Source organism: Streptomyces humi (assembly GCF_001005085.2).
In the GTDB taxonomy this organism is placed as follows: Bacteria; Actinomycetota; Actinomycetes; order Streptomycetales; family Streptomycetaceae; genus Streptomyces; species Streptomyces humi.
Genome location: NZ_LBMU02000134.1, coordinates 1 through 3,539, shown reverse-complemented (window position 1 = coordinate 3,539; position 3,539 = coordinate 1). Strand labels below are relative to the sequence as shown.

Annotated in this window: 3 protein-coding genes; 2 read left to right on the top strand and 1 reads right to left on the bottom strand. The window is 71.6% G+C overall.

Going from position 1 to position 3,539, the window contains the following annotated elements; genetic code table 11:
• Positions 1–97 precede the first annotated feature (97 nt).
• Positions 98–1,234 (bottom strand): SPFH domain-containing protein, encoded by a 1,137-nt coding sequence (locus tag AAW13_RS42270; protein ID WP_046728581.1) that lies wholly within the window; start codon positions 1,232–1,234, stop codon positions 98–100.
• Between the two features lie 157 nt (positions 1,235–1,391).
• On the opposite strand from AAW13_RS42270, the gene AAW13_RS42265 reads away from it, so the two are divergent.
• Together AAW13_RS42265 and argF are read left to right on the top strand one after the other, a co-directional pair.
• The gene (locus tag AAW13_RS42265) at positions 1,392–2,615 is read left to right on the top strand and encodes an arginine deiminase (RefSeq protein ID WP_046728582.1); all 1,224 of its coding nucleotides are present in this window, start codon (positions 1,392–1,394) and stop codon (positions 2,613–2,615) included.
• Between the two features lie 99 nt (positions 2,616–2,714).
• The coding region (argF, locus tag AAW13_RS42260) for an ornithine carbamoyltransferase (protein WP_071659863.1) at positions 2,715–3,539 on the top strand (825 nt) is incomplete at its 3' end.

The window sequence follows — 3,539 nt, the reverse complement described above, 5'->3', positions numbered from 1 at the left end:
GTCGGTGCGGGGAGCTGGTGGGAGCGGGTGGTCGGAAGCGGGTGCCGGAAGGGTCGGGCGGTCGGGGCCGGGAGTCGGTGGGGGCCGGGGGCCGGGTTCATGTCTGCTCCGTCGTTCCCAGCTTTGCCAGGAGGCCGGTCAGTACGTCCGGGGAGACGGTCACGCTGTCGATGCGCGGCAGGTTCTCGGCGAGCCGGCTGCCCGTGAGCGCGTGCAGCGTGGCCACGTCGACCTCGCCGTGCACCCGCAGCCAGGCCGCCTGCGCCGCGGCCCGCGCCTCGCCGACCTCCCGTGCCGCCGCGGCCTCGGCCCGCGCCAGCGTGACCGCCCGCGCGGCCTCCGCCTCGCCCAGTTTCACGGACCGCGCCGCCTCGGCCTCCGCGAGTTTCACGGACCGCGCGGCCTCCGCCTCCGCCAGCCTCACGGACCGCTTCGCCTCCGCCTCCGCCAGCTTCACCGTGCGCGTTGCCTCCGCCTCCGCGCGGACCGCGTCGGCCGCCGCGTGCTCCTCCGCCTCGCGCCGCGCGTTGGTGCCGCGCTGCTCCACCAACTGCTCCTCGCGGCGGGCCAGTTCGATCTGGCTGGCCAGCTCGTTCTCGGCGATCGCCCGCTCCCGTTCGACGGCCACCGCCCGCCGCTCGTAGGTGGCCCGGTCGGCCTCCTGCTGGATCTGCTCACGGGCCGGGGTGCGCAGCGCCCGCTCCACCTCCGGCTCGGGGCGCAGCGCCATCACGCGGACGGCCACCACCTCGATCCCGGTCGCCGGGAGCCGGGGCTCCGCGGCCAGCCCGGCGGCGATCCGTTCCCGTACCGCCGCCACCCCGTCCACCAGGGCCTCGGCCAGCGCGGTGCGGGCCAGCACGGCCAGCGCGTGCTGCTGGGCCGTCTCCGTGAGCAGCGTGCCCAGCTGCTCCAGCGGTGTGCCGCGCCAGACGCCGGTGTCCGGGTCGAGGGAGAAGTCGAGGCGGGCGGCGGCCACCGCCGGGTCGCCGACGCGGTAGGTGACCGTCGCCTGCACCGCCACGTCCTGGAAGTCGGCCGTCCGGGCGTGGAAGGTCATCGCCAGCTCGCGGTCGTCGACCGGCACCTCCGAGATCGCGGCGGACAGCGGCCGGAACCAGAAGCTCAGCCCGGGTCCCTCGTGCGCCAGCCTGCCGGAGCTGTGGTGCCGGATGTGCGCCGTCGGAGCCCCGCGCAGGTGGCGCCAGCCCAGGCGTCGGGTGATGTCGGCCATGAGGCCCCCCTCGTCTTCTGAATCAACCTGTCGGACAATCTTTAGAGTCAAGTTGACCATAATCCTGGTCACGTTTGTCGTCAAGGGGACGAAAACAAGAGGGCGGGAAACGGCCGAGCCGGGGGTGAACACGGTCCTCGATGGTCAGGATGGAGTCATGGGATTCCACGTCGACTCCGAGGCCGGGCGGCTGCGCCGCGTCATCCTGCACCGGCCGGATCTGGAGCTCAAAAGGCTCACCCCCAGCAACAAGGACGCCCTCCTCTTCGACGACGTCCTCTGGGTGCGCCGGGCCCGCGCCGAGCACGACGGCTTCGCCGACGTCCTGCGCGACCGCGGTGTCGCCGTCCACCTCTTCGGCGACCTGCTCACCGAGGCCCTGGAGCTCCCCGCGGCCCGCGCGCTCGTCCTGGACCGGGTCTTCGACGAGAAGGAGTACGGCCCGCTCGCCACCGACCACCTGCGCGCCGCCTTCGAGAAGCTGCCGGCGCCGGAACTGGCCGAGGCGCTGGTCGGCGGCATGACCAAGCGCGAGTTCCTGGACGCGCACGAGGAGCCGACCTCCGTCCGCTTCCACGTCATGGACCTGGACGACTTCCTCCTCGAACCGCTCCCCAACCACCTCTTCACCCGCGACACCTCCGCGTGGGTCTACGACGGGGTCTCCATCAACGCCATGCGCTGGCCCGCCCGGCAGCGCGAGACCGTGCACTTCGAGGCGATCTACCGGCATCACCCGCTGTTCCGCGCCGGGCCGTTCCACGTCTGGTCGGAGGGGCAGGCCGCCTACCCCTCCACCATCGAGGGCGGCGACGTCCTGGTGATCGGCAACGGCGCGGTGCTGATCGGGATGAGCGAGCGCACCACCCCGCAGGCCGTGGAGATGCTCGCGCACAAGCTGTTCGCGGCCGGCTCCGCGCAGTCGATCGTCGCGCTGGACATGCCGAAGCGGCGCGCCTTCATGCATCTCGACACCGTGATGACGATGGTCGACGGCGACACCTTCACCCAGTACGCGGGGCTCGGCATGCTCCGGTCGTACACCATCGAACCCGGCGTCGGCGAGAAGGAGCTGAAGGTCACCGACCATCCGCCGGAGCACATGCACCGCGCGATCGCCGCCGCCCTCGGCCTGAGCGAGATCCGGGTGCTGACCGCCACCCAGGACGTGCACGCGGCCGAACGCGAGCAGTGGGACGACGGCTGCAACGTCCTCGCCGTCGAGCCCGGGGTCGTGGTCGCCTACGAACGCAACTCCACCACCAACACGCACCTGCGCAAACAGGGCATCGAGGTGATAGAGATCCCGGGCAGCGAACTGGGCCGGGGCCGGGGCGGGCCGCGCTGCATGAGCTGCCCGGTCCAGCGGGACGCCGTGTGAGGAACCGCATGCACGGTGGGCGACGCCTGTATAGAAATGTGGAATATCGTATAGACTTTCATAGTCCCTGAAGCCGACCCCTACCGCTGGAGCGCCCCCATGGCGACAGTCCCGACCGCCCTCGCCGGCCGCCACTTCCTCAAGGAGCTGGACTTCACGCAGGAGGAGTTCCGCGGGCTGGTCGAGTTGGCCGCCGAGCTGAAGGCGGCCAAGAAGGCCGGGACCGAGACCCAGCACCTGCGCGGCCGGAACATCGCGCTGGTCTTCGAGAAGACCTCCACCCGTACCCGCTGCGCCTTCGAGGTCGCCGCCGCCGACCAGGGTGCCGTCACCACCTACCTCGACCCGTCCGGGTCGCAGATCGGGCACAAGGAGTCGGTGAAGGACACCGCCCGGGTCCTCGGCCGGATGTTCGACGCGATCGAGTACCGCGGCCACGGCCAGGGTGTCGTGGAGGAACTCGCCGCGTTCGCCGGGGTGCCCGTCTACAACGGCCTCACCGACGAGTGGCACCCCACCCAGATGCTCGCCGACGTGCTCACCATGACCGAGCACACCGACAAGCCGCTCACCGACATCGCCTTCGCCTACCTCGGCGACGCCCGCTACAACATGGGCAACTCGTACCTCGTCACCGGCGCCCTGCTGGGCATGGACGTCCGGATCGTCGCCCCCCGGGTGCTGTGGCCGGACGAGACGATCGTCGCTCTCGCCCAGCGGCTGGCCGACGCGTCGGGCGCCCGGATCACGCTCACCGAGGACGTGAAGGAGGGCGTGCGCGGCGCCGACTTCGTCGCCACCGACGTCTGGGTGTCGATGGGCGAGCCCAAGGAGGTGTGGGACGAGCGGATCGCGCTGCTCGGCCCCTACGCCGTGACCATGGACGTGCTGCGCGCCACCGGCAACCCGGACGTCAGGTTCCTG